We start from the raw sequence: 26,666 nt of genomic DNA, 5'->3' as shown, positions 1-26,666 counted from the left end.
GGGCGATGCGCCGCTCCCACTCTGCCCGGCAACCGCTGGCGCGCCGCCTGGAAGGGCAGCCGCTGTTCCTGCTGCTCTTCGCCGCTCTCTGCGTCTCGATGCTGGTGCCCGCCGGGCTGGCGCTGGCGATGGAGGAGTTCGCCACGGCGCGGGCCTTCTTCTACTCGGCGCTCATGGGCACCGTGCTGGCGGTGATGATCGGGCTGGCGCGGGGGTCTTCGCCGACCGAGGCCACCGGGCGGGCCGATCTCTTCGCGCTGCTGGCGCTTTTCTGCGCCTTCCTGCTGCTGCCCCTGCCCCTGGCCGTGCCCTTCGCCGAGAGCCTGCCCGACACCCGCTTCCTCAATGCCTATGTCGAGATGGTCTCGAGCTTCACCACCACCGGCATGAGCTTCTACGACGACCCCCGCCGGCTTTCGGCGCCGCTGCACCTGTGGCGGGCGCAGGTGGCCTGGATGGGCGGCTTCCTGATCTGGGTCTCGGCGGCGGCGGTCATGGCGCCGCTGTCGCTCGGCGGCTTCGAGGTCACCGCCGCGGGCCGTGACGAGGGCGAGACGCGGATGTCACGTTTCGAGCGCGCCGGGGTGATCCGCCGGGTGCTGAAGGGCGCGGCCCGGCTGGGCCCCATCTACCTGGGCCTGACCGCCCTGCTCTGGCTGGCGCTGCTGATCGCCGGCGACAGCCCCCTGACCGCGCTGATCCACGCCATGTCGACGCTTTCGACCTCGGGCATTTCCCCCGTGGGCGGGCCCGCGCATTCCGGCGCGGGCGTTGCCGGAGAGCTGATCATCGCGGTCTTCCTGCTCTTTGCCCTGTCACGGGTGACCTTCTCGTCGGACACGCTGACGGCGCGCATGGGGCTCTACCGGGATCCCGAGTTCCGCATGGGCCTGGCGCTGGTCATCGCGGTGCCGGTGCTACTCTTCCTGCGCCACTGGATCGCCGCCTTCGAGGTCAGCTCCGGCGAGGACCTGGGGCTGGGCTTCGGTGCCTTCTGGGGCTCGGCTTTCACCGTACTTTCGTTCCTGACCACCACCGGCTGGGAGAGCCTGCACTGGCAGACCGCGCAGAGCTGGTCCGGGCTCGCGACGCCGGGCATGGTCCTGATGGGGCTGTCGATGATCGGCGGCGGCGTGGCCACCACTGCGGGTGGGGTAAAGCTCTTGCGGGTCTATGCGCTTTACCTGCAGGGGCGGCGCGAGATGGACCGGCTGGTGCATCCTTCCTCGGTCTCGGGCAGCGGCAAGGCGGGGCGGCGCATCCGCCGCCATGGCGCCTTCCAGGCCTGGGTCTTCTTCATGCTCTTCGCCATCTGCCTGGCCGCCTCGATGACCATCCTCGCGGCCTTCGGCATCAGCTTTGAAGAGGCCACGGTGCTCTCGGTGGCGGCGCTGGCCAATGCAGGCAACCTGGCCACCCATGGCGGCACGGAGCCCGTCGCCCTGCTGGATCTGACCGATGGCGCCAAGCTTGCGCTCTGCGCCTTCATGATCCTTGGCCGGCTGGAGCTTCTGGCCATCCTGGCGCTCTTCAACCCCGACCTGTGGCGTGAGTGACGCAGCTTGGCGTCAGGCTGAAACTATTGCGATATCGGGGCTGGAAACTTCCGCCGCAGGCCCCCATAATCTGAGCGCTAATTGCAGAAAGCCGCGGACGGCAATAATAAACTTAAAAAAGGCGTAACAAGAATGGCTTCCGATAGACAGAACCTTCAGGACGCATTCCTGAACCACGTTCGGAAAACCAAGGTTCCGGTGACGATTTTCCTGATCAACGGTGTGAAGCTCCAGGGCGTGATTACCTGGTTCGACAATTTCTGTGTGCTGCTGCGCCGCGATGGCCAGGCACAGCTTGTCTACAAGCACGCGATCTCGACCATCATGCCGTCGCAGCCGATTTCCCTTTATGAAGGCGACGGCGAAAATTGATCGGACATGAGCAGGCGCCGACGCGCGCCTTCGTGATCCACCCCGAGTTCAAGGGTGAAGAGGCGCGTCATGCGCCTCAATACGCATTGGCAGAGGCCGTGAGCCTCGCCCATGCGCTGCCCGGTCTCGAGGTGGTCGGCGACCAGCTGGTCCGTATTGCCACGGCCCAGCCCAAGACACTCTTCGGCAAGGGCAAGGTCGAAGAGCTCCAGCAGATCCTGAAGACGGCCGAGGCCGAACTGGTGCTGATTGACGGGCCGGTCAGCCCGAAGCAGCAGCAGAACCTGGAAAAGGCGTGGAACGTCAAGATCCTGGACCGCACCGGGCTGATCCTCGAGATCTTCTCGGATCGCGCCCGCACGCGTGAAGGCGTGCTGCAGGTGGAACTGGCGGCCCTTGGCTACCAGCGCACACGACTGGTGCGCGCCTGGACCCACCTGGAACGGCAGCGGGGCGGGCTCGGCTTCGTCGGCGGCCCCGGCGAAACCCAGATCGAGGCCGACCGTCGCGCCATCGACGAACAGATGGTGCGCCTGCGCCGGCAGCTCGAGAAGGTCGTCCGCACCCGCGAGCTGCACCGCGCCTCGCGCGCCAAGGTGCCCTTCCCCATCGTCGCGCTCGTGGGCTACACCAACGCCGGGAAATCGACGCTGTTCAACTACCTGACCGGCGCCGACGTGCTGGCCAAGGACATGCTTTTTGCCACACTGGACCCGACCATGCGGCGGGTGAAGCTGGAAACCGGGGCCGAGATCATCCTCTCGGACACCGTGGGCTTCATCTCGGACCTCCCGCACCAGCTGGTCGCGGCCTTCCGCGCCACGCTGGAAGAGGTGCTGGAAGCCGACCTGGTGCTGCATGTCCGCGATATCTCGCATCCCGAAACGCGCGAGCAGAAGGCCGATGTCGAGGAGATCCTGGCCGAGTTGGGCCTGCGCGAAGAGGTGCCGGTGCTGGAGGTCTGGAACAAGATCGACCTGCTGGAGACGGACGAGGCCGAGCGCCTGCTGACTGCCTCGGAGCGGGACGAGAGCATCCTGCCGATCTCGGCGATCACCGGCGCGGGCCTGCCCGCGCTGCTGGCCGAGGTCACCCGCGCGCTGGATTCCGAGCGGCACGCCGAAACCGTGCTGCTGCCCTTCTCGGACGGCAAGCGCCGGGCCTGGGCCTTCAAGGAAGGCATCGTGCAGGCCGAGCGGCAGACCGAAGAGGGCTTCGAGCTGGATGTGCTCTGGACCGCGCGCCAATCGGCCCGCTTCCGCGACATGTAAGACAATCGGCGGGTCCGCTCCGCGGGCCTGCCGTCTTGCCGCTCACGATCCGCCGTTTTCCAGCAACTCCCGCGTGGCGGCATTCTGGGCGGCGTAGATCTGGTTCGTGGCCTCCTGCCGCGCACGCACCTCCTCGGGCCAGGTCGACTTGATGTAGGACAGCACGTCAAGGATCTGGCGGTCGTTCAGCGCCTCGGCGAACTCGGGCATCTCGACATCGCCATTGCCGGTCAGGCAGAGCTCTGCCACCTCTCCCGATTTGGTCAGTCCGAAGAGCACGTAATCGGGATGCTTCCAGCTATGGCCGTTCTCGTCGTGGGGCGGGGCCGAGGGTTCGGGCGCATCCGCCGCAGGTGCCGACCCGTCGAGCCCGCCGTGACAGCTGCTGCATTCCGAGCGGTAGATCTTGGCACCGCGCCCGATGATCTCGGGGTCCTGCCAGGCCAGCAGGCCGGTCTCGGGCTCTTGCTTCAGCGCCACCGAGGCCAGCACGGCCACCACGCCGAGCGCCGCGGCGCCGGTGATCCCGAGAACGATGAGAGAGGCTGGCTTCATGGTCTTGTCCGTCAATTGCCCCGTCAGGTTAGGCGCCCCAACCGTGGGCTGGCAATTGACAAAGCTCCGGGCCCGGATCGCGATGGCTGCCACCTGCCCGGTCCGCCTGCCCCGTGGGCATCGCCGCGATCAGGCGCCGGCGCTTTCAGCCTTCTTCTCCCAGCGGCCTGATTCCTCGGACCAGTAGACGGCGGCGCAGCCGGCGGCGGTGAGCGCCTTCCACTGCCCCCTGGCATGGACCAGCGCCGGCTCGTCATGGCCGTCGAAGAGCACGCAGGCCCGCTTCACGCCCTCGATCTCGGAGGGCTCCAGCGCGGCGCCGTCGATGCTCATCAGGCAATCGGGCTGGTTGGCGGGCTGGCCCAGGGTCAGCAGCACCGGCTGCAGCTCGGGATGGGGGTTCTTGTCCTGGCCATGGGGCAGGAAGCTTTCCTCGGGGCCCAGCCACAGCTTCTGGTCCAGCCAGTCCAGCCGGTCCGCGTCCGAGCCGCGGACCGCCACCCGCCAGCCCGCCGCCAGCGCGCGCGGCAAGAGGGCCTGCAACGCGCTGTCGACCGAACTTCGGGTCAGGTGGTAGAAGTAGACTTCGCCCAAGGATCAGACCTCGAAACTGTCGGCGACAAGCCGGTTCAGCGCCAGCACACCCCAGCCCGTGGCACCGCCGGGCGCCAGGTCGGTGCCCGCCTTGACCATGGCGGTGCCGGCGATGTCGAGGTGAATCCAGGGGGTCTCGTCCTTGACGAAGCGCTTGAGGAACTGCGCCGCGGTGATCGAGCCCGCAGGCCGCCCGCCGACGTTCTTCATGTCCGAGATCCGGCTTTTCAGCTGCGCGTCGTAGCCCGCTGCCAGCGGCATCCGCCAGGCGCCCTCGCCCTCGGCCTCGGCGGCCTTCAGGAACTTGCCGCAGAAGGCATCGTCATTGGACCAGGTGCCGGTCATCTCGTGTCCGAGCGCGATGATCACCGCGCCGGTCAGCGTCGCCAGGTCGACCATGCCCGCGGGCTTGAAGCGCTCCTGCGCGTACCACATGACATCGCAAAGCACGAGGCGGCCTTCGGCGTCGGTGGTGATCACCTCGACCGTGTCGCCCTTCATCGTGGTCAGCGCATCGCCGGGGCGATAGGCATTGCCCGCCAGCGTATTCTCGACCAGCCCGACCAGGCCCACCACGTTGGCCTTGGCGCCGCGCAGGGCCAGGGTCTTCATGGTGCCGGCGACGGTGCCCGCGCCACCCATGTCCATGGTCATGTCCTCCATGCCGCCCACGGGCTTGATCGAGATGCCGCCGGTGTCGAAGACCACGCCCTTGCCGATCAGCGCCAGCGGCGCCTCGTCCGCGCCGCCCTTCCACTGCATCACCACCACCTTCGAGGGCATCTCGGAGGCCTTGCCGACCGCCAGCAGCGCGCCCATGCCCAGCTTCTCGAGATCGGGTTCCTCCAGAACTTCGACCTCGACGCCAAGGGCGCTCAGCTCTTCCAGCTGATCGGCAAAGCTCTGGGTTGTCAGGATGTTGGCCGGCGCATTGACCAGGTCGCGGGTGAAGAAGACGCCCTCCGCCAGCGCATCGACGGCTGCGGCCTCGGGCAGGTCGCTGCCCATGATCGTCACCGCGCCCTTCGGGCTGGCCTTGGTGGTTTTCTGGGCATCGTATTCATAGGCGCGCAGCTTCAGGCCCAGGGCCAGGTCCTCTGCGCCCTTGAGGTTGCCGGTCAGCACCAGCATCCCCTCTTCGCCCAGGAGCTTGCCCAGGGCGGCACCAGTGCGGCGCAGCAGCGCCATCTCGGGCTTGCGGGACAGCACCACCACGTCCAGCGCTTCGGCGGCCAGGCCCTGCGGGAAGGCCAGGGTGATCACCTCGCCCTCCTTCACCTTCGACCAGCGCGCCGAGCCGGTCAGCCGCACCAATGCGCCCTTCGTCAGCTTGTTCACCCTGCGCGCCGGGGCCGAGAGCTTGCCATCGGGCGAGACGACCACGGCGAGACGGCCCTCCTGCCCCGGCAGGGCGTCAAGATCGGTCTCGGTGAAACGGAGGGAAACGGGTTGGGTCACTGGTCATTCCTTGGCTGATCGCGGGAGCCGGGCGCCTCGGGCCCGTCGAAGCGGGCGGCGCGCACAGGCGGGTTGTCGCGGGAAGCTAACGCGGGGCCCACGGTTTGACCAGATTGCAGTTTTCCCGAGCGGGGAAACCCGCTAGACTTTCCCGAAGGTTCGCCGGGGGGCGGGCCGCTGCTGCTGATTACATCAAGAACCAGAAGATCCGGGGGTGCGCGTGGCGCGATTCGACAGATACCTGCTGTCGCAGCTTATGACGCTCTTCGGATTCTTCGCCCTGATCCTGGTGGCGATCTACTGGATCAATTCCGCAGTGCGCCTCTTCGACCAGCTGATTGCCGACGGGCAGTCGGCCTGGGTCTTTCTGGAATATACCGCGCTCACCCTGCCCAATGTCATGCGCATCACCCTGCCGATGGCGGTCTTTGCCGGAGCGGTCTACGTGACCAACCGGCTGGCCTCGGAATCCGAGCTGGTGGTGATGCAGGCCACCGGCTTCTCACCCTGGCGGCTGGCCCGTCCTGTGCTGAGTTTCGGGCTGATCACCGCCGCCATGATGTCGGTGCTGACCCACCTGCTGGTGCCGATGAGCCATTCCGAGATCGTGACCCGCAACAAGGAGATCTCGCGCAATGTCACCGCGCGGATGCTGACCGAGGGCACCTTCCTGCACCCGGCACCGGGGATCACCTTCTACATCCGCGACATCGACGCCGATGGCGCGCTGCATGATGTCTTCCTGTCGGACCGCCGCGACAGCGAGGAGGTGCAGAACTACTCGGCCGCCCGCGCCTACCTGGTCAACACCGCCGAGGACCCCGAGGCAGAGCCTGAGCCGAAGCTGGTCATGGTCGACGGGCTGGCGCAGACGCTGGATCTGCAGACACGGCGGCTCTACACCACCCATTTCGAGGACTTCGCCTATGACGTGGGCGCGTTGATCGACGTCTCTGACGAGGTGAAGCTCGGCATCCGCGACCTCTCGACCTGGCGGCTGCTGGCCCGGACCGAGACCGCCATGGCGGTCACCGGCCGCAGCGAGGGCTGGGTCGTGCAGGAGGCCCATGGCCGCTTCACCCAGGCGCTGCTCTGTGTCGTGGCGGCGCTCATCGGCTTCTCGGCGCTGCAGGTCGGGGGCTTCTCGCGCTTCGGTGTCTGGAAGCAGATCGTCTTCGCCGTCTCGCTGCTGATCGTGGTGAAATTCGTCGAGGGGCTGGTGACCGATCCCGTGCGCAAGGATGCCGATCTCTGGCCGCTGCTCTACCTGCCCACCCTGGTGGGCGCGCTGCTGTCGGTAGGGTTGCTCGCCTGGGCGGCCCGCGCGCATCGCCCCCGTGACAGGGCCCTGCCCGAGGCGGAGGCCACCGCATGATCCTGCACGCCTATTTCGCCCGTCGCTTCGCCAAGTCGTTCTTCCTGATCTTCGGTATCTTCTTCCTGCTGACCGCCATGATCGACCTGGTCGAGCAGAACCGGAAGATGTCGAATTACGACGTCTCGCTGGACCAGGTGCTGGGGCTGGTGCTGCTGAACCTGCCCGCCGGTCTCTACGAGATCCTGCCGCTGATCATGATCCTTGCCACCGTTTCGCTTTTCCTGGCGCTGGCGCGCTCGTCAGAGCTGGTGGTTGCCCGCGCCGTCGGGCGCTCGGGGCTGAAGACGCTGCTGGCACCGCTGGCGGTGGCGCTGCTGATCGGGCTGGTCTCGGTCGGCATGATGAACCCCATCGTCGCCTCGACCTCGAAACGCTTCGAGGCGGTGGCCGAGAGCTATCGCTCGGGCGGCGTCGACACGCTCTCGGTCTCGGCCGAGGGGCTCTGGCTGCGCCAGGGCGGCAGCAACGGCCAGACGGTGATCCGCGCGGCCCGCGCCAACCCCCAGGCCACGGAGCTCTTCGATGTCACCATGCTGGCCTATGCGCCCTCAGGCCCCGATGGCGAGGGCGGCGGGCCGCTGCGCCGCATCGAGGCCGAAAGCGCCAAGCTGGTCAGCGGTGCCTGGGCGCTGCGCGGGGTCAAGCTCTGGCCACTTGGCGAGGGCATCAACCCCGAGGCCCTGGCGGAATACCATGACAGCTACTCCCTGCCCTCGACCCTGACCGAAGAGCGCATCCGCGACAGCTTCGGCGACCCCTCCGCGATCCCGGTCTGGGAGCTTCCGGCCTATATCTCGCAGCTGGAAAGCGCCGGGTTCTCGGCCCGCCGCCACATGGTCTGGCTGCAGATGGAACTCGCCCGGCCGCTCTTCCTGCTGGCCATGGTCGTGGTCTCGGCGGCCTTCACCATGCGCCCGGCGCGCTTCGGCAAGACCGGACAGTCGGTGCTGGTGGCGATCATGCTGGGCTTTTCCCTTTACTACATCCGGAACTTCGCACAGGTGCTGGGCGAGAACGGACAGATCCCGGTGATGCTGGCGGCCTGGGCGCCGCCGGTTGCAGCGCTTCTGCTGTCCACCGGGCTCTTGCTACAGATGGAGGATGGCTGATGGCGGCTCCTTTCCGCCCCGCCCCTTGCACCACCGACGCAGGGGCCCGTGCCCCCCGGCGCGGGACTGCCCGGCGCCCGCTGGCGACCGTGACCCTTGCCGCCGTGCTGGGCCTCGCCCCGGTGCTGCTGCCGCCGCACCAGGCGCAGGCGCAGACCGAAACCCAGGCGCAGGCGCGCTCTGAAGCCGCCATGCTGGTGGCCGACCGCATCTGGCTGGCCGGCAATGACCGCATCGTGGCCGAGGGCAACGTCGAGGCGCTGCAGGGCGATGTCCGGCTCAGCGCCTCGAAGATCTCTTTCGACCAGTCGACCGGAGAGCTGGTCATCGAAGGCCCGATCCGCCTGACCCAGGAGGGCGGCGAGACGGTGATCGTCGCCGATGCCGCGCGGCTCGACGCCGATCTGCGCAATGGCCTGCTGACCGGGGCGCGGATGATGCTCTCGTCGCAAGTGCAGATGGCGGCGGCGCAGATCACCCGCAGCGAAGAGCGCTACTCGGAACTGGTCAAGGCCACGGTCTCGTCCTGCCACGTCTGCGACGACGGGCGCCCGCCGCTCTGGCAGATCCGCGCCAGGCGGGTGACCCATGACGCCGAGGCGGGCCAGATCTACTTCGACGCAGCGCGCTTCGAGGTGCTCGGGGTGCCGCTGCTCTACCTGCCGCACATGCGGATGCCCGATCCGAACCAGACGCGGGCGACTGGGTTCCTGATCCCCTCGATCAAGCGCAATTCGCGGCTGGGGACCGGGCTGAAGCTGCCCTATTTCTGGGCCATCGGCGAAAGCCGTGACCTGCTGCTGACGCCCTATATGTCGCAGAACAGCCGCACCCTGGAATTCCGCTACCGCCAGGCCTTCGCCGAGGGCGCGCTTGGCATCTCGGGCGCGATCAGCTCGGACGAGCTGCTGCCCGACGAGGCGCGCGGCTATATCGAGGCGGCGGGCCGCTTCCTGCTGCCCCGCGACCTGGTGCTGAGCTTCGACATCGAGGCGGTGGCCGATGACGGATACCTGGCCGACTACGCCTATTCCAGCAAGGACCGCCTCGACAGCCGGCTGGCGGTGGAGCGCGCGCGGCGGGACGAATGGCTCAGCCTCTCGCTGACCCACTACTATTCGCTGCGCGACGACGAGGACAACTCGACCCTGCCCTCGATCATCGGCGATGCCAGCTACGAGATGCGCCATTTCCCGGCGATGCTGGGCGGAGAGCTGCGCCTGGGCACCGAGTGGCACCATCACCACCGCTATTCCGACAGCGATATCGACGGGCCCGATACCGATAGCGTGACCGACGGGCGTGACGTGACGCGGCTCTCTGCCAGCGCCGACTGGCGCCGCTGGTACACCCTGCCTGCCGGTCTGCGCGCCGAGCTGGTGGCCGGGGTCGCCCTGGATGCCTTCCGCACCGGCCAGGATGCCGGCCTGCCCGTCAACCAGACCGGCGTCACCCCGATGGGGGCCCTGACGCTGAGCTGGCCGATGCTGCGCCAGCTGCCCGGCGGCGGAACCCAGGTGCTGGAACCCGTCGCCCAGCTCGCCTGGTCCGGCGGCACCGCGCTGGATGTGGCCAATGACGAGAGCACCCGGCTTGAATTCGACGAGGGCAACCTGCTGGGCCTCACCCGTTTCACCGCCCCCGACCGGCGCGAACGTGGCTGGCGTGGGGCCTACGGGGTCTCGTTCAGCCATTTCGACCCCTCGGGCTGGGAAGGCCGCCTGGTGCTGGGCCAGGTGGTGCAGGAAGACCCCGACCCCGCCTTCAGCGAGTCCTCAGGCCTCAGTTCGCAGTTCTCGGATCTGCTGATCGCCGGGCAGATCAGCACCGACGACGGCTTCAGCCTCTCGGCCCGCGGCCTTTTCGAGGGCGGCATCGACCCGCACAAGACCGAAGCCCGCGCGGCCTGGAACAACGAGAGCGTCTCGCTCGCGGCCTCCTATGTCTGGCTGGCCGGCGACCTGGACGAGGATCGGCCCAACGTGATCTCGGAATGGGTGGTCGCGGGGGATTACCGCTGGAACGACAGCTGGCTGACCTCGGCGAACGTGCGCTACGATGTGGCCGACGACCGCCTGGCCCAGGCGGGTTTCGGCGTCAAATGGTCCAATGAATGCGTCGACGTGGCCTTCTCGGTGTCCAAGAGCTTTGCCTCTTCCACCGTGCTGTCCCCCTCGACCGATTTCAGTTTCACCGTCGGATTGCGCGGCTTCCAGGCCTCGGACGGCAGCAAGGTATCCAGCAAGTCCTGCAAGTAGGGCACGGGCCTTGACGGCCCCCGCGGCAGGAAGCGATTGAGAGATCGGCCCGATCCGATATAGATAGGGCTAAAGGGCGGAGCCATTCACCTATTCCGCCGGAAAGTGACGAAGGCAGAGATGAGCAGGGCAGACATGACAAGATCCCATTCGCAAGGTCCCCGTCCCCGCAGGGCCAGCCGCAGGCTCTCGCGGTTGCTGTCGCCGCTGGCGGCCTGCCTCGCGCTCATGGGCACCGCCCTGCCCGCCGCGGCGCAGAGCTTCGGCCCGGCGATCCGCGTCAATGACAAGGTGATCACCGAATACGAACTGGACCAGCGCGCCCGCCTGCTGCAGGTCTTCAACGCCCCCGGCGACACCGCCGAGCTGGCCCGCGAGCAGCTGATCGAGGACCGCCTCAAGGCCGGCGCCGCCGAACGCTTCGGCCTTGCCGCCAACCCCGAGGACGTGCGCACCTCGATGGAGCAATTCGCCTCGCAGGCCAATCTGCCGCTGGAGCAATTCGTCGCCGCACTGGAGCAGGAGGGCATCGCCGCCCAGACCTACCGCGATTTCATCGCCTCCAACGTGGTCTGGCGCCAGGTGGTGCGGGGTCTCTTCGCGGGCAAGGTGAATGTCTCGGAAGAAGAGATCGACCGTGCCATCGCCAGCCAGGCCCGCGAGGGCGGCGTGCAGGTCCTGCTGTCCGAGATCTTCATTCCGACCGCCCAGAACCCGCAGGCCGCGGGCGATCTGGCGCGCCAGATCTCGCAGCTGACCAGCATCGACGATTTCGCGGCCGCCGCGCGCCAGTATTCTGCCGCGCCGAGCCGCGATGAGGGCGGCCGCATCAGCTGGATGAGCATCTCTAACCTGCCCCCGGCGCTGCAGCCGGTGATCATGGGCCTGCGCCCCGGTGAGGTGACCGCTCCGCAGCAGGTCAACGGCGCCTTCGCCCTGTTCCAGCTGCGTGCGATCCAGGAAAGCGGCGCCGCGCGCCAGGAATATTCCGCCATCGAATATGCCCGCTACTTCATCCCCGGTGGCCGCTCCCCCGAGGCGCTGGCAAAGGCCGCCGAGATCGAGGCGCAGATCGACACCTGTGACGATCTCTATGGTCTGGCACTTGGCCAGCCCGAAGAGGTCCTGGCCCGCGACACGCTGACCCCGGCCGAGGTGCCCTCGGACATCGCGCTGGAGCTCGCCAAGCTCGACGACAACGAGGTCTCGACCGCGCTGACCGCCAACAACGGCCAGACCCTGGTCTTCCTGATGCTCTGCGGACGCACCCCCGGTGGGGTCGCCGAGGGCGAGATCGACCGGGGTGCCGTGCTGCAACAGCTGCAGAACCGTCGTCTGGGCTCCTATGCCGAGGGCTATCTGGCGCAGCTGCGCTCCGAAGCCCGCATCGTCGAGTAGATGGCCGCCATCGACGGCCTCCCGCCCCTGCGCGAGGTGATCTCGACCCATGGCCTTGCGGCGAAGAAATCGCTGGGCCAGAACTTCCTGCTGGACCTGAACCTGACCGCAAAGATCGCCCGCCAGGCGGGCGATCTGACGGAGTGCGACGTGCTGGAGATCGGCCCCGGCCCCGGTGGCCTGACCCGAGGGCTGCTGTCAGAAGGCGCGCGCAAGGTGCTGGCGATCGAGAAGGACGCCCGTTGCCTGCCCGCGCTCGCGGAAGTGGCGGCGCATTATCCGGGCCGCCTGCAGGTGATCGAGGGCGACGCCCTTCAGATCGACCCGCTGGAGCATCTGACGCCCCCGATCCGCATCGCCGCCAACCTGCCCTACAATGTCGGCACCGAGCTTCTGGTGCGCTGGCTGACGCCGCCCGAATGGCCGCCCTTCTGGGAAAGCCTGACGCTGATGTTCCAGCGCGAGGTGGCCGAGCGCATCGTCGCCCAGCCCGGCTCGAAGGCCTATGGCCGCCTGGCGCTGCTGGCCTCCTGGCGGGCCGAGGCGCGGATCGCCATCAGCCTGCCGCCCGAGGCCTTCACCCCGCCGCCCAAGGTCTCTTCCGCCGTGGTGCATCTGACCGCCCTGCCCGAGCCGCGCTACCCGGCCGATCCCAAGGTGCTGGAGCGCGTGGTCGCCCGCGCCTTCAACCAGCGGCGCAAGATGCTGCGCGCGGCGCTGAAGGGCATTGCCCCGGACCTGGAAGACCGGCTGCTGGCCTCGGGCATCCAGCCCACCGACCGCGCCGAGACCGTCGGGCTTGAGCAATTCTGCGCATTGGCCCGCAATATCGCCGCCGGCTAAGCGGGCAGCGCGCTCCGGCACGCCCCTGCCGGGTCCCGCAATGCTTGCCCGGCCCGCGCCACGTCACTAGGTTCAGCGGGACCCAATGGACGCCGGATGATCGACAGAATTGATGCAGAAACCGCGCTTGCGCGGCAGTGGGATGTGGTGATCGCCGGCTCAAGCTTCGCGGCGATGTTCTTCTGCATGGGTCTGCCACGTGAGCTCTCGGTGCTGATCGTCGAGAAGGGCGATGTCGTCCCCTGGCAGGACCAGATCCTCGAGGGCAAGCGACCGCTCGAGAGCATCCCCGTCCGCAACCGCTCGGACCGCCAGAAGACCTTCGGGGCCCATACGCTCTTCGGGGGCAACTCGAACTGCTGGTGGGGGCAGACCCCGCGCTTTCACCCCAGCGACTTCCGCCTCGCCTCGCTCTATGGGCAGGGCCTCGACTGGCCGCTGTCCTACGAGGACCTCTCGCCCTTCTACGACGAGGTCGAGACGGTGATGGAGATCGCGGGCGAGGCCAATCGGGCGCTGATACCGCGCGAGACGGACTATCCTCACCCGCCCCATGCCCTGTCGCGGACGGATGTGCTGATGATCGCCGATGACCCGTTGCACTGGACCCCGGTTGCGACAGCGCGGGCCAGCGGCGGCTCCCGCGCCTCCTGCTGCGCCAACGGGATCTGCCACGACTGCCCGGTGGAGGCGAAGTTCACCGTGATGAACGGTATCCACCATTTCGCTCGGCCCGGCGTGCACTTGCTGACCGGCACTGAATGCCACCGCATCGAGACCCGCAACGGCAGGGCCGAGGCGATGATCCTGCGCCACGACGGCGGCGAGCATCGCCTGAGAGCCGGGCATTTTGCCCTGGCGACCAATGGCTATTTCAATGCCGCCATCCTGATGCGCTCGGGCCTGGGCGGGCCAGTGGTCGGATGCTACCTGCATGAGCAGGTCTCGTACACGCTGTCGGTGGACATCGATCAGCCCAACTGGTTCGGCGGCTCCTCGATCACCCTGCACGGTTACCAGGCCTATGACGGCCCGCACCGGCGCGACCAGGCAGCGGTGCTGATCGAGAACTACAACGCCCCCAACCTGCTGCGCAACGCGCGCGGGCGCTGGACCGAGCGGATGCACATCAAGCTGATCGCCGAGGATCTGCCGCGCGCCGAAAACCGCGTGCGGCTGAACGAGGACGGAGAGCCCTTCGTCGAATGGGTGGGCCATTCGGACTACGCGCAGCTCGGGCTGCAACGGACCCTCGAAGGGTTGCCCGACATTTTGCCCTTCACGGTCGAGAATATCGAAACCCTCCACGAAGCCGATACCGAGTTCCACATTCAGGGCACGCACCGCATGGGCACCGACCCCGACAGCTCCGTCACAGATCCCGACCTGCGGCTGCACGGGCTGGAAAACCTCTTCGTGCTGGGCAGCGGGGCCTTTCCCAGCTGCTCTCCCGCCAATCCAACCCTGACGCTCTCGGCGCTGTCACTGCGCGCGGGCCGGAGGTTTGCCGCATGAGTCCCACACGTCGCCTTTTCCTGCTGGGCAGCGCAAGCTTGGCCGGTGCCTCGGCGCTCGGCCTGGCGGTCTGGAAGAATATGTTTCCCCCCAAGCCGGCGCCCGGCCAGGTGGTCAACCAGCCCCACCCGATCCGCAACCTGATCCACCGAGAGTTCGGTGACCGCATCGCGGAGTCCGAGGCTGCGCAGGATTTCGTGCGCGATCTGGGCGACATGGAGTCGGCGACCTTCCCGGAAGAAACACTGATCTTCGCCTTCATCCACACCACCACGGTGATCCGGGCGCTGGAAACGGGCGAGGCACCGATCTATCTCGGCCCTGAGCCGCTGCTCTCTGCCCCCTGCCGCAACCCGTTGAGCGCCAACTGGATCTGAACGCCCGCGTCACCTGCTTCGGCCACGAAAAAGGCGGCCCCGAAACCTCGGGACCGCCTTCTTGATATTCCTGTCCGTGGCGCGCGGGCCACGCGGGGATCACTCCACCGCTTCAGGCCCTTCGGCCGCCGGCGCCTCGGCGCTGGCTTCGGCCTCGGGGGCCTTGCGGGGCGCGCGCTTGCGGGTGGCAGGCTTGTCCGCGGCATTCTCAGGGGTTTCGACCAGCATCGAGTCGGCATCCTCGCCGGACATCTCGATGACGTCGTCGCCGCCCTTCTTGCGCCGGGCGGGCTTGGCCTCGACCGTGTCGTCACCGGATCCGCGGGGCTTGCGGCTGCGCGAGCGGCTGGACTTCTCAGGCTTGCCGCCTTCGCCCCCGGTCTCGACCGCCTCGGGCTTGCCGCCCTCGGCCTTTTCCTCGCCGCCGCCGGTGTTGCCGTCACGATCCTGGCGCTGTGCGCGCTCACGGTCGCGCTCGGCCTGGCGCTGGCGATTTTCCTGTTCCTGCTGCTCGCGGCGGTTGTCCTGCTCGCGCTGAGCTTCGCCCAGCATGCGCAGGTAATGTTCCGCATGCTGCTGGAAGTTCTCGGTGGCCACTCGGTCACCCGAGAGCTGCGCATCGCGGGCAAGCTGGTTGTACTTGTCGATGATCTGTTGCGGGGTGCCGCGCACCTTGCCTTCGGGACCCGAGGAATCGAAGACCCGATTGACAATATTCCCGACGGAACGGTTACGCGACTTGTTCCGCGAACGTGATTTCGAAGATCTCATAAGGTCAGATGTCCAGCCTTGTTGTATCTAAGGTACCGGCTCGCTGTCTCGGCGCATCCTGCGTCGGATCTGGGCGAGCGGTTTCTCTCTGGCTTGGCATCCGGGGGGCGCTGACTAACGGCGCGTCCACTGCCCGGATAGTCTCGAATAAACATGCCCGGATGCAGATGACAAGGGGGAAGTGACAGTTTTACGCAGATTGTGCGTCTTTCGACGCTGCAATCGGCCTCCGGGCGGTAACCACCCTGTCTCTACCATCCATGTCGGCATGCACAGCGACATCTTCAAGCCCTGCCGCGCGGAAAAGCTCGGCGACCTGGGGGCCCTGCTTCCAGCCGATCTCGACCATGAGCCGCCCGGCAGGTGCCAGGAAGCCCCCTGCCCCCGCCGCGATCACCCGGTAGCTGTCCAGCCCGTCGCCGCCCGGCGTCAGCGCCATTGCAGGCTCGTGCAGCACCTCGGGAGAGAGCGCGGCCATTTCCTCTTCGGTGATATAGGGCGGGTTCGAGACGATCAGGTCGAAGCGCCCGGAGACACCGGTGAACCAATCCGAAACCCGAAGCTCGGCCCGTGTCTCCAGCCCCAGGGCCACGCGGTTCTGCCCTGCCACCTCCAGCGCCTCCGGGCTGAGATCGACCCCCAGCCCCTGGCCCAGGGGACGTTCGGCCAGAAGGGTCAGCAGCAGGCAGCCCGAGCCGGTGCCCAGGTCCAGCACCCGGTTGAAGGGCGCGTCGAGCGCCAGGGCCACCAGGGCCTCGGTCTCGGGGCGCGGATCCAGCACATCGGCGGTGACGGTGAAGCTGCGCCCCCAGAAGAGGCGGCTGCCAGTGATATGGCTCAGCGGCTCACGCGCGGCACGGCGCGCCACGGCCTGCTCGAAGGCCGGGGCCAGGGTGCCCAGCTCGGCGGGCATGTCGATGGAGAGCCGCTCCTGCGGGATGCCCAGCACATGGGCCAGCAGGCGGCGGGCGTCGCGGCCCGCGTCGGGAATGCCCTGCCCGGCCAGGCGGCGGCTGGCCTCGGCCAGGGCGCGCCGGGTGTCGGTCATTGCCCGTCCTCGGCCAGAAGCCTGGCCTGGTGATCCGAGATCAGCGCGTCGATGACCTCGTCCAGGTCGCCCTGCATCACCTGGTCCAGCTTGTAGAGCGTCAGGTTGATGCGGTGGTCGGTCATACGGCCCTGGGGGAAGTTGTAGGTGCGGATACGCTCGGACCGGTCGCCCGAGCCGACCTGCGCCTTGCGGTCGGCGGCGCGTTCATCGGCCACCTGCTGGCGCTGCGCGTCAAAGAGCCTGTTGCGCAGCACCTGCATGGCGATGGCGCGGTTCTGGTGCTGGGACTTCTCCGAGGAGGTCACCACGATCCCGGTGGGGATATGGGTGATGCGCACCGCCGAGTCGGTGGTGTTGACGTGCTGGCCGCCAGCGCCCGAGGCGCGCATGGTGTCGATGCGGATCTCGTTCGGGTCTATCTTGATATCGACCTCTTCGGCCTCTGGCAGCACGGCCACGGTCGCGGCAGAGGTGTGGATACGCCCGCCGCTCTCGGTGGTCGGCACGCGCTGGACCCTGTGCACGCCGCTTTCAAACTTGAGCCGGGCAAAGACCCCCTCGCCGCGCACCGAGGCCGTGACCTCCTTGATGCCGCCGAGCTCGGTCAGCTGCTCTTCGACCACCTCGAACTTCCAGCCGCGCGCCTCGGCGTAGCGCTGGTACATGCGCAGCAGGTCACCGGCAAAAAGCGCTGCCTCGTCGCCGCCGGTGCCGGGGCGGATCTCGATCATCGCCGGGCGGGCATCGGCCATGTCCCGCGGCAGAAGCGCGATGCGCAGGGCCTGCTCCATCTCGGGCAGGCGCGTCTTGAGGGCGGGCAGCTCCTCTTCGGCCAGGGCGCGCATCTCGGGGTCCGAGAGCATCGCCTCGGCCTCCGCCATGTCAGAGCGCAGCGCCTCGTAATCGCGCACCGCTTCCACCACCGGCTTCAGCTCGGCATATTCGCGGGCCAGCGCGGCGAAATCGCCGCCGCCCTCGGCCATCTTCGCTTCGATGAATTCGTATCGGCCCTTGATGCGGGCCAGCCTGTCCTCGGAGATCATGGGGCGAAGCTCTCCCTCAAAGCTGCGCTTTGGTCAAGCGGAACCCCGTGATACACTAGGCCATGTTGCGCTCTGTCCTGATCTTGCTGGCCCTCTTCGTCCCCGCCCATCTGGCGCGGTCGCAGGAGGCCCCGCCCCTGAAGCCGGTGGAATGCTATTGCACCGACAGCCGCGGCGCGCGCATCGAACTGGGAGAGACCATCTGCATGAGCGTCGGTGGCCGCAGCTTCCTTGCGCAATGCCAGATGTCGCTCAACAATCCCATGTGGAGGGAGGTCGGCCCCTCCTGCCTCTCGTCGCGCAATCTGGAGACGGAGCGGGGGGCCAGCCCCCCGTCAGCCAGCGGCTGACTCCCCCCGCAGTATTTTCAGCCATCGGATAGAGGGAAATGGCACCCTGAATCCATCCGACGGCCCTGGGCTCCGCCCGTTCACGCCTGAAACTCTCCCCCGGAGAGTTTCCGAGACGGCGCTCACACTGCCGCCGGAGGCTTCGCCCCTGCAAGGGGCGAAATCCGGCTCTCAGCCCTTGCGCCGGGTCCAGCACCAGAGCGCGATCAGCTCCATCGCCACATGGGCGCCGGCAATCGCCGTGGCACCGGTGGTGTCGAAGGGGGGCGAGACCTCGACCACGTCGCCGCCCTGCAGGTTGACGCCGGCGATGCCGCGCAGGATCGCCGCCGCCTGGGCCGAGGTCAGCCCGCCCCAGACCGGCGTGCCGGTGCCGGGCGCATAGGCCGGATCGAGACAGTCGATGTCGAAGGTCAGATAGGCCGGGTGATCGCCGACGATCTCGCGGATCTTCGCCGCCACGGCCTTCGGTCCTGTCTCGTGCACCTCCGGCGCGTCGATAATGTTCATCCCGAAGGCGCCATCCTCGTTCACCGTGCGGATGCCCACCTGGACCGAGCGTGCCGGGTCGATGAGCCCCAGCTTGATCGCCTTGTAGAACATCGTGCCGTGGTCGATGCGGCTCATGTCGTCATCGCGCCAGGTGTCGCTATGGGCGTCGAAGTGGATCAGCGAGAGCGGCCCGAACTTCTCGGCATAGGCCTTCAGGATCGGGAAGGAGATGTAGTGATCGCCGCCGAGCGCGATGGAGCCCGCGCCCTGCGCAAGGATGCCCCGGATGTGCTGGGTCAGCGTCTCGGGGAAATCCGCCACCTTGGCATAGTCGAAGGCCAGGTCGCCGTAATCGGCCACGGCGAATTCCCCCAGCGGGTCGAAACCCCAGCCATATGGCGGATCGTAGGGCTGCAGGGTCGAGGCCTCGCGGATGGCGCGGGGGCCGAGGCGCGTGCCGGTGCGATTGGTCACCGCCTGGTCGAAGGGCACGCCCGTGACCGCCAGGTCGAAGCCGGTCAGATCCTTGGTGTACTGGCGCCGCAGGAAGGAGGTGGCCCCGCCGAAGGCGTTCTCGTAGCTGAGGCCTCGGGCCTCGGTGCGGGTGAAAGCCTGGTCGACCTGGGTCTTGGCGTCTTCAAGGGCCATCTCAGTTTCCTTTCAGCGGCAGGGCGGTTTCCACGGCGCGGGCAAAGAAGCTGGCACCGACAGGGGAAATCTCGTCGTTGAAGTCGAACTTCGGGTGATGCACCGGGGCGGTATCCCCCTGGCCCAGGAACAGGTAGGCGCCGGGACGGGCATTGAGCAGGAACGAGAAGTCCTCGGCCCCCATCTGGCGCTCGTCGTTGAACAGGACCGCGTTCTCGCCCACCACCTCGCGCGCCACATCGGCGGCGAAGGCGGCCTTCTCGGGGTTGTTGATGGTCGCCGGATACCAGCGTTCGTAGATGAGCTCTGCCTTGACGCCATAGGCGGCGGCCTGGCCCTGGACGATCTCGTTCAGGCGGCGTTCCACCAGGTCCTGCACGGCCGCGTCGTAGGTGCGCACGGTGCCCATCATGTAGGCCTTTTCCGGCACCACGTTCTCGGCGCTGCCGGTGTGGATCTGGGTGATCGAGATCACCAGGTCCTTGACCGGATCATGGTTGCGGCTGATCACCGTCTGGATGGCGTTGTAGATGCCCACGGTGGCGGCGATGGGGTCGACGGTCTCATGCGGCGTGGCCGCATGGCCGCCGGTGCCCGTGACGTGGATGTGGATCGTGTCGACCGAGGCCATCATCGCACCCGGCGCGGTGCGGAAGGTGCCCACGGGCATGCCCGGCGCATTGTGCAGCGCATAGACCTCGGAAATGTCGAAGTCCTCCATGATGCCGGCCTCGACCATGCGGCCACCACCGCCGCCATCTTCTTCGGCAGGCTGGAAGATCAGCGCCACGCGGCCGGCGAAATTGCGCGTCTCGGAAAGGTACTTGGCCGCGCCCAGAAGCATCGTCGTATGGCCGTCGTGGCCACAGGCATGCATGGCGCCCTCCCTGGTGGAGGCATGGGGCAGACCGGTTTCCTCGGCCATGGGCAGCGCGTCCATGTCGGCGCGCAGCCCGATGGTCGGGCCCGGCTCACGGCCCTCGATGATGGCCACGATGCCGGTCTTGGCGATGCCCTCGTGCACCTCGGTGATGCCGAACTCGGCCAGCCTGGCCGCCACGAAGGCGGCGGTCTCGAAACAGTCGAAACCGATCTCGGGGATCTGGTGCAGCTGCTTGCGCCAGCCTTCCATTTCCTCGGCAAGACCGGCGATGCGATTGACCACGGGCATGGTCTGGACTCCTTGGGGTTCTCTCGTCAGGGTGCAGGAAATCCCAAACCGCGAGGCGCTGCAATGGCCGATGACAGCCGTGATCCCATCCATGACGTCGAGGCAGGGCTGCCCCGCCTGCTGGAGGTCATGCGCCGCCTGCGCGACCCCGAGACCGGCTGCCCCTGGGACATCGAGCAGGATTTCGCCTCGATCGCGCCCTATACCATCGAAGAGGCCTACGAGGTCGCCGATGCCATCGAGCGCGGCGAGATGGGCGAGCTGGAGGGAGAGCTGGGTGACCTGCTGCTGCAGGTGGTCTTCCATGCCCAGATGGCCGAGGAGGCCGGGCATTTCAGCTTCGACAGCGTGGCGGGCGTCGTGGCGCAGAAGATGATCGACCGCCATCCGCATATTTTCGGCAGTGAGAGCCGCGACAAGAGCGCCGCACAGCAGACCCTCGACTGGGAAAAGATCAAGGCCGCCGAGCGTGCCGCCAAGAAGGAGACCCGCGTGCTGGATGGCGTGGCGCTCGGCCTGCCCGCCCTGATGCGGGCGGTGAAGCTGCAGAAGCGCGCCGCGCGGGTCGGCTTCGACTGGCCCGAGGTGGGCCAGGTGGTCGACAAGATCGCCGAGGAAGCCGCCGAACTGGTCGAGGCGCGCGACGAATTGACCCCCGCCGAGGTGGCCGAGGAATACGGCGACCTGCTGTTCGTGATGGCCAACCTGGGCCGCCACCTAGGCGTCGACCCGGAAGAGGCGCTGCGCGCGGCCAATGGCAAGTTCACGCGTCGTTTCAATGCGGTAGAGGACGCTCTTGCAGCTGAGGGGCGCCGCCCCGAGCACAGCGACCTGGCCGAGATGGATGCGCTCTGGGATGCGGCAAAGGTCGCCGAGAAGGCGGCGGAGTAGCGCGAAGTTTCCCTGATAACTTCTGTCAGGCATTGACCCGTGACGGCAATGCGGGGCATATCCGGCGCGACCGTAACCGGAGGAGCCTTCATGTACCCGCGTTTCCTGCCTGCCCTCGCCCTTTGCGCCGCCTCGGCCCTGCCCGCTGCCGCCGCCGAAGAGGTGAACCTCTATTCCTACCGCCAGCCCGAGCTGATCGCTCCGCTGGTCGACGCCTTCACCGCCAAGACCGGCATCCCGGTCAACGTGGCCTACCTGGAAAAGGGCATGGTCGAGCGGCTGAAGGCCGAGGGCATGCGCTCTCCGGCGGACCTGGTGCTGACCGTGGACATCTCGCGCCTGTCGGCCATCGTCGATGCCGACGTGACCCAGGCGGTCAGCGATCCGGTGCTGGAAGCCGCCATCCCCGCGCATCTTCGTGACCCCGAGGGCCGCTGGTTCGGTGTCACCACCCGCGCCCGCGTCGTCTACGCCAGCAAGGAGCGCGTCGCCGATGGCGAGCTGACCAGCTACGAGGATCTGGCCGATCCAAAGTGGGAAGGCCGCATCTGCACCCGCTCCGGCACCCACCCCTACAATGTCGCCCTGGTCGCCGCCTACCTGCACCACCACGGCGAAGAGGCCACCAAGACCTGGCTGGAAGGCGTTAGGGCGAACCTGGCGCGCAAGCCGCAGGGCAACGACCGCGCCCAGGTGCGCGCGATCTGGGCCGGCGAATGCGATATCTCGCTGGGCAACACCTACTACATGGGCAAGATGCTGGAGGACCCCGAGCAGCAGGAATGGGCCGACAGCGTGCGCATCATCTTCCCGACCTTCGAGGACGGCGGCGCCCATGTGAACATCTCGGGCATCGCCATGACCAAGGCCGCTCCGAACAAGGAAACGGCAATGAAGTTCATGGAATTCCTCGTCTCCCCCGAGGGGCAGGAGATCTATGCCGAGAAGAACTACGAGTACCCCGTGACCGCCGACAGCCAGCCCTCCGAGCTGGTGGCCTCCTGGGGCAGCTTCGAGGCCGATGACGTGGCTCTGATGGACCTGGCCGCCCTGCGCCCCGACGCGCTGCGGCTGATCGAGGAAGTCGATTTCGACAGCTGAGCCCCTTGCTACCGGGTCGGGGGCCTGTCCCCCGCCCGGAGTATATGGGCTATCGAACAGAGAGGGGCGCGTTCTGCCTGCCGGGCGAGCGCGCCCTTCGCTTTTCCGCCGATGGTGTACGGGGACGATGGACAATTCCTCCGCGCCGGACCAATCTCCGCCACTCAGAAAAGACCGAAGGAGCGGACATGGCGCGCAAGATCATCATCGATACGGACCCCGGCCAGGACGATGCCGTGGCGATTCTGCTGGCACTGGCCAGCCCCGAAGAGATCGAGGTGCTGGGCATCACCGCCGTCGCCGGCAATGTGCCGCTGCCGCTGACCCAGAAGAACTCCCGCATTGTCTGCGAACTGGCCGACCGGCCCGACGTCAAGGTCTTCGCCGGCTGCGACGCGCCGATGAAGCGCAAGCTGCACACCGCCGAGCATGTCCACGGCAAGACCGGCCTCAACGGCCCCGTGCTGCCCGATCCCACCATGCCCCTGCAGGACCAGCACGCGGTCGATTTCATCATCGAGACCCTGCGCACCGAGCCCGAGGGCACCGTCACGCTCTGCCCCCTGGGCCCGCTGACCAATATCGCCACCGCCTTCGAGAAGGCCCCCGACATCGTCTCGCGCGTGCAGGAGATCGTGTTGATGGGCGGCGCCTATTTCGAGGTGGGCAACATCACCCCGGCGGCCGAATTCAACATCTATGTCGACCCGGAAGCCGCTGATATCGTTTTCAAATCCGGCATTCCCCTGGTGGTCATGCCGCTGGATGTGACCCACAAGGTTCTGGCCACCCGCCCCCGGATCGAGGCGATCCGCGCGCTGGATACCAAGGTCGGCCATGCGGTGGCCGAGATGACCGATTTCTTCGAGCGTTTCGATGTCGAGAAATACGGCTCGCTCGGGGGGCCGCTGCATGATCCCTGCGTCACCGCCTACCTGATCCGCCCCGAGATCTTCGAGGGCCGGCATATCAACGTCGAGATCGAGACCTCCTCGGAACTAACCCTGGGCATGACCGTCGCCGACTGGTGGCGGGTCACGGATCGCGCGCCGAATGCGCTCTTCATCGGGTCCGCCGATGACGAGGCCTTCTTCGATCTGCTGACGGAACGGCTCGGCCGGTTTTGACAGCACTTCACCTGGCCCGGATGGGCGACGAGGAGCGGTTGCTGCCGATGGTCCGGGCCTGCCACACCGAGCTGGGCCTGGCGACGGAGGATTGGGCCGTGCGCGAGGCGCTCGGGCCGATCCTTGATGGCGCGCCGCATGGGGCGATCTACATCGCCGGCCCGACGCGGGCGCCTATCGGCTATGCCGCGATCTCCTTCGGCTGGTCGCTGGGGGCCGGTGGCCTCGCGGCGGACCTAGACGAGATCTGGGTGCGCCCGGCCATCCGTGGCCGCGGCATCGGCGGAGAGCTCCTGTCGATCCTGCCCCGCGCCCTGGCCGCCGCCGGACTGAAGCGCCTGCGGGTGGTGGCGCCCGGCGCGGATCACGCCCTGGCGCGGCTGGCCCGCGTCGGCGGATACCGCGCAGCCCCCGACGGGCTGATCTGGTCGCGCGCCTTCTGAGCGCAACGGCGCGGCGGCTCTGGCAAAACCCGCTCATCGGCCCTAGCTATGGGCCATGAGCATCGCCTTCCCCTTCGACAACAGCTACGCCGCCCTGCCCGAGGGCTTCTTCCTGCGCCAGCCGCCGCGCCCCGCCAGCGCGCCCGAGCTGCTGGCCTTCAACGCGCCGCTGGCCGCCGAGCTGGGCATGACCGGCGAGGCACCGCCGGAAGAGCTGGCCCAGGTCTTCGCGGGCAACTGCCTGCCCGAGGGCGCCGACCCCCTGGCCCAGGCCTATGCCGGCCACCAGTTCGGCGGGTTCTCTCCGCAACTTGGCGATGGCCGCGCGCTGCTGATCGGCGAGGTGGTGGACCGGAACGGCCAGCGCCGGGACATCCAGCTGAAGGGCTCTGGCCGCACCGCGTTCTCGCGCGGCGGCGACGGCTTGGCGGGGATCGGTCCGGTGCTGCGCGAATACCTGGTCTCCGAGGCGATGGCGGCGCTTGGTGTGCCGACCACGCGCTCGCTGGCTGCCGTGGCCACCGGCGACACGATCTACCGTGAAACCGCCCTGCCCGGCGCCGTGCTGACGCGGGTTGCCAGCTCGCACCTGCGCGTCGGCCATTTCGAGTTCTTCGCCGGACGCCGCGATCCGGCCCGCATGCGCCTGCTGATGGAGCACGCCATTGCCCGCCATGACCCGCAGGCCGACAGCCCGCTGGCCTTCCTGAAGGGCGTCATCGCGCGGCAGGCCGAGCTGGTGGCGCAGTGGCTGTCGCTCGGCTTCATCCACGGCGTGATGAATACCGACAATACGACGATCTCGGGCGAGACCATCGACTACGGCCCCTGCGCCTTCATGGATGCCTACCATCCGCAGACCGTCTTCTCTTCCATCGACCGGCAGGGGCGCTATGCCTACGATAGCCAGCGCCATATCCTGCCCTGGAACATGGCCCAGCTGGCCTCGGCCCTGCTGCTGCTGGAAGAGGACGCCGAAGCGCAGGTCGAAGCCTATACACAAGCCGTCCATGCCATGCCCGCGCTCATCGACGCGGCCACGCTGAGGCGCTTCGGCCAGAAGCTTGGGATCGCGCAGGCGCAGGAGGAAGACCGTGCCCTGCTGGAGACCCTGCTGAGCCTGATGCAGAACGAGGGCGCCGATTTCACCAACAGCTTCCGCGCGATAGGCGATGATCCGGCGAAGGCCGAGGAGCTCTTTTCGGACAAGGCAGGTTTCTCGGCCTGGCGGAAGGACTGGGAGGCCCGTATTGCCTCCGAGGCCGATCCGCAAACTCTCATGGCGCGGGTGAACCCCGCCGTCATCCCGCGCAATCACCGGGTGGAGGAAGCCCTGGCCGCAGCCCATGAGGGCAATCTCGCGCCCTTCCGCAAGCTGCACGAGGTGCTCGCAGATCCCTTCACGCTGAGCGAAGAGAACAGCGCCTATGCCGCCCCGCCGCGCCCCGAAGAGGTGGTCGAGGCGACCTTCTGCGGCACCTAGAGGTCGTGCCGGTCCTGCCACTCCTTCAGGTGCCGGAAGAGACGAGGGTTGCGGTCGACGAACTGGTGGATGAGACCCGTGAGGCCGCCGCGCTCCTGTCCCTTGAGATAGGCAAAGCCCACCGAGGCGCCGAAGATCGCGCCGACATGGTCGACGATCAGGTCCCACATGGTGTCTTCCAGCCCCGATTTCTGCATGTTGAGGCCAAAGATCTGGTCCATGGCGAACTCGAAAACCTCCCATGTTGCGCCGATGGAGACGGCGAAGGCATAGGCGAAGAAGGCGATGGCAATGGGCGGCGCGGCGTAGCGGTCGCCCTGGAACATGGCAAAGACCAGGATGAAGCCGATCATGCCGAAACCGATGGCCGAGCCGCCATGCATCACCACGTCCCACCACCAGTAACGGTTGTAGAAGTCGAAGACCTCACCGAGGAAGAGCGTGCCCCAGATGAAGGCCACCACGGCGGCCATGAAACTGGGCGGCACGCGCAGATGCATCCAGCGGGCAACGAGGAAGGGGGACATGGAGACGGTCAGGGTCATCGCCGCGATGAAGGCCAGGGACCAGCGTCCGAGGATCAGCGACTCCGCGATGGAAAACAGCAACGACAGCCATATCAGCTTCGTGACAATGGATAATTCCCGAAACATCTGGAAGCCTCACCCGGACAATGGCACACAGTCCCCATGAAAGCGCCTTCGCTTGGGATCGCAAGCTACAACCTGCAAAAATGTGTCGGCCTCGATCTGCGCCGCAACCCCGGACGCAGCCTTGACGTGATCGACGCCACCGGCGCCGAGGTGGTCATCCTGCAGGAGGCCGACAAGCGTATGGCCCCCCGTCCCGCCGCCCTGCCCCACGACATGATCCGCGCCGAGGGCTGGCAGATCGCGCCATTCGGACAGGGGCCCTCGCTGGGCTGGCACGGCAATGCGCTGCTCTTGCGGCAGGGGATCTCGATCACCCGTTGCGAGCGGCTGGAGCTGCCCGGCCTCGAGCCGCGCGGTGCCATCCTGGCGGAGCTGGAAACGGCGATCGGGCCGCTCAGGGTCATCGGCGTCCACCTTGGCCTGGTGGCGCGCTGGCGGCGGCTGCAATGCGCCGCCCTGCGCCGCGCCTTCGAGCCGCTGCCGCGCATGCCCACCCTGATCGCCGGGGATTTCAATGCCTGGGGCAAGGCCCGCGACCTGGATGCAGAGCTGGGCTGGGTCGATCTGCAGGTCTCTCCGGCAAGCTTCCCCTCGGCCCGCCCCGTGGCGCCGCTCGACCGCATCGGGATCAGCCGCGACCTGAGCGCCTCGCCCGTCGAGGCGGTGACCACGCGGCCCGCGCAGGTGGCCTCGGACCACCTGCCGATCCGCTGCCGGATCTCGCGGCGCGGGGAATAGCCAGCCCCCGGACCGCGTGC

At 67.5% G+C, this 26,666-nt stretch carries 26 protein-coding genes; 17 read left to right on the top strand and 9 right to left on the bottom strand.

The annotated features are described in order from the left end of the window. The first annotated feature begins 5 nt into the window (after positions 1–5). The 3 genes from CRO50_RS11320 (at position 6) to hflX (ending at position 3,199) form a co-directional block, all read left to right on the top strand. Entirely contained in the window at positions 6–1,556 is a 1,551-nt protein-coding gene (locus CRO50_RS11320) for a potassium transporter TrkG (protein ID WP_097146031.1), read from the top strand. A gap of 132 nt (positions 1,557–1,688) precedes the next feature. Then, the gene (hfq, locus tag CRO50_RS11315; RefSeq protein WP_010140812.1) at positions 1,689–1,928 is read left to right on the top strand and encodes an RNA chaperone Hfq; all 240 of its coding nucleotides are present in this window, start codon (positions 1,689–1,691) and stop codon (positions 1,926–1,928) included. After that, on the top strand, positions 1,928–3,199 hold the full coding sequence (gene hflX, locus CRO50_RS11310; RefSeq protein ID WP_179747276.1) for a GTPase HflX: 1,272 nt from the start codon (positions 1,928–1,930) through the stop codon (positions 3,197–3,199). The genes hfq and hflX overlap by 1 nt, the downstream gene beginning before the upstream one ends. 42 nt (positions 3,200–3,241) lie before the next feature. Here hflX and CRO50_RS11305 read toward each other — a convergent pair whose 3' ends face one another. The 3 genes from CRO50_RS11305 to CRO50_RS11295 form a co-directional block, all read right to left on the bottom strand. Next, entirely contained in the window at positions 3,242–3,754 is a 513-nt protein-coding gene (locus CRO50_RS11305; protein ID WP_097146029.1) for a c-type cytochrome, read from the bottom strand. Positions 3,755–3,883: 129 nt separating this feature from the next. Further along, a complete protein-coding gene (locus CRO50_RS11300; protein ID WP_097146028.1) occupies positions 3,884–4,348 on the bottom strand; it encodes a DNA polymerase III subunit chi in 465 nt (154 codons plus the stop codon). A gap of 3 nt (positions 4,349–4,351) precedes the next feature. After that, on the bottom strand, positions 4,352–5,806 hold the full coding sequence (locus CRO50_RS11295) for a leucyl aminopeptidase (RefSeq protein WP_097146027.1): 1,455 nt from the start codon (positions 5,804–5,806) through the stop codon (positions 4,352–4,354). Between the two features lie 220 nt (positions 5,807–6,026). Between CRO50_RS11295 and lptF the strand changes: the two genes are divergently transcribed. From lptF to CRO50_RS11260, 7 genes are all read left to right on the top strand, one after another. Beyond that, positions 6,027–7,181, top strand: coding sequence for an LPS export ABC transporter permease LptF (gene lptF, locus CRO50_RS11290; protein ID WP_179747260.1), 1,155 nt, complete (start codon positions 6,027–6,029; stop codon positions 7,179–7,181). Then, positions 7,178–8,293 carry an LPS export ABC transporter permease LptG gene (gene lptG / locus CRO50_RS11285; protein ID WP_097146025.1) on the top strand — a complete coding sequence of 372 codons (1,116 nt, stop codon included), beginning with the start codon at positions 7,178–7,180 and terminating at the stop codon, positions 8,291–8,293. Before lptF ends, lptG begins: the two co-directional genes overlap by 4 nt. Then, positions 8,293–10,551 (top strand): LPS-assembly protein LptD, encoded by a 2,259-nt coding sequence (locus CRO50_RS11280; RefSeq protein ID WP_232617827.1) that lies wholly within the window; start codon positions 8,293–8,295, stop codon positions 10,549–10,551. The genes lptG and CRO50_RS11280 overlap by 1 nt, the downstream gene beginning before the upstream one ends. Before the next feature lie 135 nt (positions 10,552–10,686). Next, a complete protein-coding gene (locus CRO50_RS11275; protein ID WP_179747259.1) occupies positions 10,687–11,949 on the top strand; it encodes a peptidyl-prolyl cis-trans isomerase in 1,263 nt (420 codons plus the stop codon). Then, positions 11,950–12,792 carry a 16S rRNA (adenine(1518)-N(6)/adenine(1519)-N(6))-dimethyltransferase RsmA gene (gene rsmA / locus CRO50_RS11270; RefSeq protein ID WP_097146023.1) on the top strand — a complete coding sequence of 281 codons (843 nt, stop codon included), beginning with the start codon at positions 11,950–11,952 and terminating at the stop codon, positions 12,790–12,792. It begins immediately after the preceding gene. Positions 12,793–12,888: 96 nt separating this feature from the next. Then, positions 12,889–14,307 (top strand): GMC oxidoreductase, encoded by a 1,419-nt coding sequence (locus tag CRO50_RS11265; protein ID WP_097146022.1) that lies wholly within the window; start codon positions 12,889–12,891, stop codon positions 14,305–14,307. Beyond that, the gene (locus CRO50_RS11260) at positions 14,304–14,684 is read left to right on the top strand and encodes a hypothetical protein (RefSeq protein WP_097146021.1); all 381 of its coding nucleotides are present in this window, start codon (positions 14,304–14,306) and stop codon (positions 14,682–14,684) included. The genes CRO50_RS11265 and CRO50_RS11260 overlap by 4 nt, the downstream gene beginning before the upstream one ends. Before the next feature lie 99 nt (positions 14,685–14,783). Here CRO50_RS11260 and CRO50_RS11255 read toward each other — a convergent pair whose 3' ends face one another. The 3 genes from CRO50_RS11255 to prfA form a co-directional block, all read right to left on the bottom strand. Next, positions 14,784–15,455 carry a DUF4167 domain-containing protein gene (locus CRO50_RS11255; protein ID WP_097146020.1) on the bottom strand — a complete coding sequence of 224 codons (672 nt, stop codon included), beginning with the start codon at positions 15,453–15,455 and terminating at the stop codon, positions 14,784–14,786. Positions 15,456–15,645: 190 nt separating this feature from the next. Further along, on the bottom strand, positions 15,646–16,503 hold the full coding sequence (gene prmC, locus CRO50_RS11250) for a peptide chain release factor N(5)-glutamine methyltransferase (RefSeq protein WP_097146019.1): 858 nt from the start codon (positions 16,501–16,503) through the stop codon (positions 15,646–15,648). After that, positions 16,500–17,549: a peptide chain release factor 1 gene (gene prfA, locus CRO50_RS11245; RefSeq protein WP_097146018.1), complete on the bottom strand. Its 1,050-nt coding sequence runs from the start codon at positions 17,547–17,549 to the stop codon at positions 16,500–16,502. Before prfA ends, prmC begins: the two co-directional genes overlap by 4 nt. Positions 17,550–17,611: 62 nt before the next feature. On the opposite strand from prfA, the gene CRO50_RS11240 reads away from it, so the two are divergent. Next, the gene (locus tag CRO50_RS11240; RefSeq protein ID WP_097146017.1) at positions 17,612–17,899 is read left to right on the top strand and encodes a hypothetical protein; all 288 of its coding nucleotides are present in this window, start codon (positions 17,612–17,614) and stop codon (positions 17,897–17,899) included. Positions 17,900–18,070: 171 nt separating this feature from the next. On the opposite strand, the gene speB is transcribed toward CRO50_RS11240, so the two are convergent. Both speB and CRO50_RS11230 read right to left on the bottom strand, forming a co-directional pair. Beyond that, the gene (gene speB / locus CRO50_RS11235) at positions 18,071–19,039 is read right to left on the bottom strand and encodes an agmatinase (protein ID WP_097146016.1); all 969 of its coding nucleotides are present in this window, start codon (positions 19,037–19,039) and stop codon (positions 18,071–18,073) included. A gap of 1 nt (position 19,040) precedes the next feature. Next, positions 19,041–20,210, bottom strand: coding sequence for a M20 aminoacylase family protein (locus CRO50_RS11230; protein WP_097146015.1), 1,170 nt, complete (start codon positions 20,208–20,210; stop codon positions 19,041–19,043). A 63-nt stretch (positions 20,211–20,273) separates the two neighbouring features. Here CRO50_RS11230 and mazG point away from each other — a divergent pair, with 63 nt between their 5' ends. From mazG to CRO50_RS11205, 5 genes are all read left to right on the top strand, one after another. Beyond that, complete coding sequence (gene mazG, locus CRO50_RS11225; protein WP_097146014.1) at positions 20,274–21,101, top strand: nucleoside triphosphate pyrophosphohydrolase; 828 nt, start codon at positions 20,274–20,276, stop codon at positions 21,099–21,101. Between the two features lie 90 nt (positions 21,102–21,191). Continuing rightward, positions 21,192–22,202 (top strand): Fe(3+) ABC transporter substrate-binding protein, encoded by a 1,011-nt coding sequence (locus CRO50_RS11220; RefSeq protein WP_097146013.1) that lies wholly within the window; start codon positions 21,192–21,194, stop codon positions 22,200–22,202. A gap of 188 nt (positions 22,203–22,390) precedes the next feature. After that, complete coding sequence (locus CRO50_RS11215; RefSeq protein WP_097146012.1) at positions 22,391–23,329, top strand: nucleoside hydrolase; 939 nt, start codon at positions 22,391–22,393, stop codon at positions 23,327–23,329. Then, positions 23,326–23,772, top strand: coding sequence for a GNAT family N-acetyltransferase (locus CRO50_RS11210; protein WP_097146011.1), 447 nt, complete (start codon positions 23,326–23,328; stop codon positions 23,770–23,772). Before CRO50_RS11215 ends, CRO50_RS11210 begins: the two co-directional genes overlap by 4 nt. 55 nt (positions 23,773–23,827) lie before the next feature. Continuing rightward, complete coding sequence (locus CRO50_RS11205) at positions 23,828–25,255, top strand: protein adenylyltransferase SelO (RefSeq protein WP_097146010.1); 1,428 nt, start codon at positions 23,828–23,830, stop codon at positions 25,253–25,255. Here CRO50_RS11205 and CRO50_RS11200 read toward each other — a convergent pair. Further along, complete coding sequence (locus tag CRO50_RS11200) at positions 25,252–25,908, bottom strand: DUF2238 domain-containing protein (protein WP_097146009.1); 657 nt, start codon at positions 25,906–25,908, stop codon at positions 25,252–25,254. The two genes, CRO50_RS11205 and CRO50_RS11200, sit on opposite strands and share 4 nt — an antisense overlap. Positions 25,909–25,944: 36 nt before the next feature. Between CRO50_RS11200 and CRO50_RS11195 the strand changes: the two genes are divergently transcribed. Then, positions 25,945–26,646: an endonuclease/exonuclease/phosphatase family protein gene (locus CRO50_RS11195; protein ID WP_097146008.1), complete on the top strand. Its 702-nt coding sequence runs from the start codon at positions 25,945–25,947 to the stop codon at positions 26,644–26,646. The last annotated feature ends 20 nt before the right edge of the window (positions 26,647–26,666 follow it).

Origin of the sequence: Pseudooceanicola antarcticus, from assembly GCF_900215355.1 — a bacterium.
Classification (GTDB): domain Bacteria; phylum Pseudomonadota; class Alphaproteobacteria; order Rhodobacterales; family Rhodobacteraceae; genus Pseudooceanicola; species Pseudooceanicola antarcticus.
Note: the sequence above shows the minus strand (reverse complement) of the source record. Positions and strands in the feature narration are given on the sequence as shown.

Coding starts and splice junctions, on each gene's coding strand:
- CRO50_RS11320 (WP_097146031.1), top strand. CDS start 6: ATGCGCCGCTCCCACTCTGCCCGGCAACCGCTGGCGCGCCGCCTGGAA.
- hfq (WP_010140812.1), top strand. CDS start 1,689: ATGGCTTCCGATAGACAGAACCTTCAGGACGCATTCCTGAACCACGTT.
- CRO50_RS11305 (WP_097146029.1), bottom strand. CDS start 3,754: ATGAAGCCAGCCTCTCTCATCGTTCTCGGGATCACCGGCGCCGCGGCG.
- lptG (WP_097146025.1), top strand. CDS start 7,178: ATGATCCTGCACGCCTATTTCGCCCGTCGCTTCGCCAAGTCGTTCTTC.
- CRO50_RS11280 (WP_232617827.1), top strand. CDS start 8,293: ATGGCGGCTCCTTTCCGCCCCGCCCCTTGCACCACCGACGCAGGGGCC.
- CRO50_RS11275 (WP_179747259.1), top strand. CDS start 10,687: ATGACAAGATCCCATTCGCAAGGTCCCCGTCCCCGCAGGGCCAGCCGC.
- rsmA (WP_097146023.1), top strand. CDS start 11,950: ATGGCCGCCATCGACGGCCTCCCGCCCCTGCGCGAGGTGATCTCGACC.
- CRO50_RS11265 (WP_097146022.1), top strand. CDS start 12,889: ATGATCGACAGAATTGATGCAGAAACCGCGCTTGCGCGGCAGTGGGAT.
- CRO50_RS11260 (WP_097146021.1), top strand. CDS start 14,304: ATGAGTCCCACACGTCGCCTTTTCCTGCTGGGCAGCGCAAGCTTGGCC.
- CRO50_RS11255 (WP_097146020.1), bottom strand. CDS start 15,455: ATGAGATCTTCGAAATCACGTTCGCGGAACAAGTCGCGTAACCGTTCC.
- prmC (WP_097146019.1), bottom strand. CDS start 16,503: ATGACCGACACCCGGCGCGCCCTGGCCGAGGCCAGCCGCCGCCTGGCC.
- prfA (WP_097146018.1), bottom strand. CDS start 17,549: ATGATCTCCGAGGACAGGCTGGCCCGCATCAAGGGCCGATACGAATTC.
- CRO50_RS11240 (WP_097146017.1), top strand. CDS start 17,612: ATGTTGCGCTCTGTCCTGATCTTGCTGGCCCTCTTCGTCCCCGCCCAT.
- speB (WP_097146016.1), bottom strand. CDS start 19,039: ATGGCCCTTGAAGACGCCAAGACCCAGGTCGACCAGGCTTTCACCCGC.
- CRO50_RS11230 (WP_097146015.1), bottom strand. CDS start 20,210: ATGCCCGTGGTCAATCGCATCGCCGGTCTTGCCGAGGAAATGGAAGGC.
- mazG (WP_097146014.1), top strand. CDS start 20,274: ATGGCCGATGACAGCCGTGATCCCATCCATGACGTCGAGGCAGGGCTG.
- CRO50_RS11220 (WP_097146013.1), top strand. CDS start 21,192: ATGTACCCGCGTTTCCTGCCTGCCCTCGCCCTTTGCGCCGCCTCGGCC.
- CRO50_RS11215 (WP_097146012.1), top strand. CDS start 22,391: ATGGCGCGCAAGATCATCATCGATACGGACCCCGGCCAGGACGATGCC.
- CRO50_RS11205 (WP_097146010.1), top strand. CDS start 23,828: ATGAGCATCGCCTTCCCCTTCGACAACAGCTACGCCGCCCTGCCCGAG.
- CRO50_RS11200 (WP_097146009.1), bottom strand. CDS start 25,908: ATGTTTCGGGAATTATCCATTGTCACGAAGCTGATATGGCTGTCGTTG.
- CRO50_RS11195 (WP_097146008.1), top strand. CDS start 25,945: ATGAAAGCGCCTTCGCTTGGGATCGCAAGCTACAACCTGCAAAAATGT.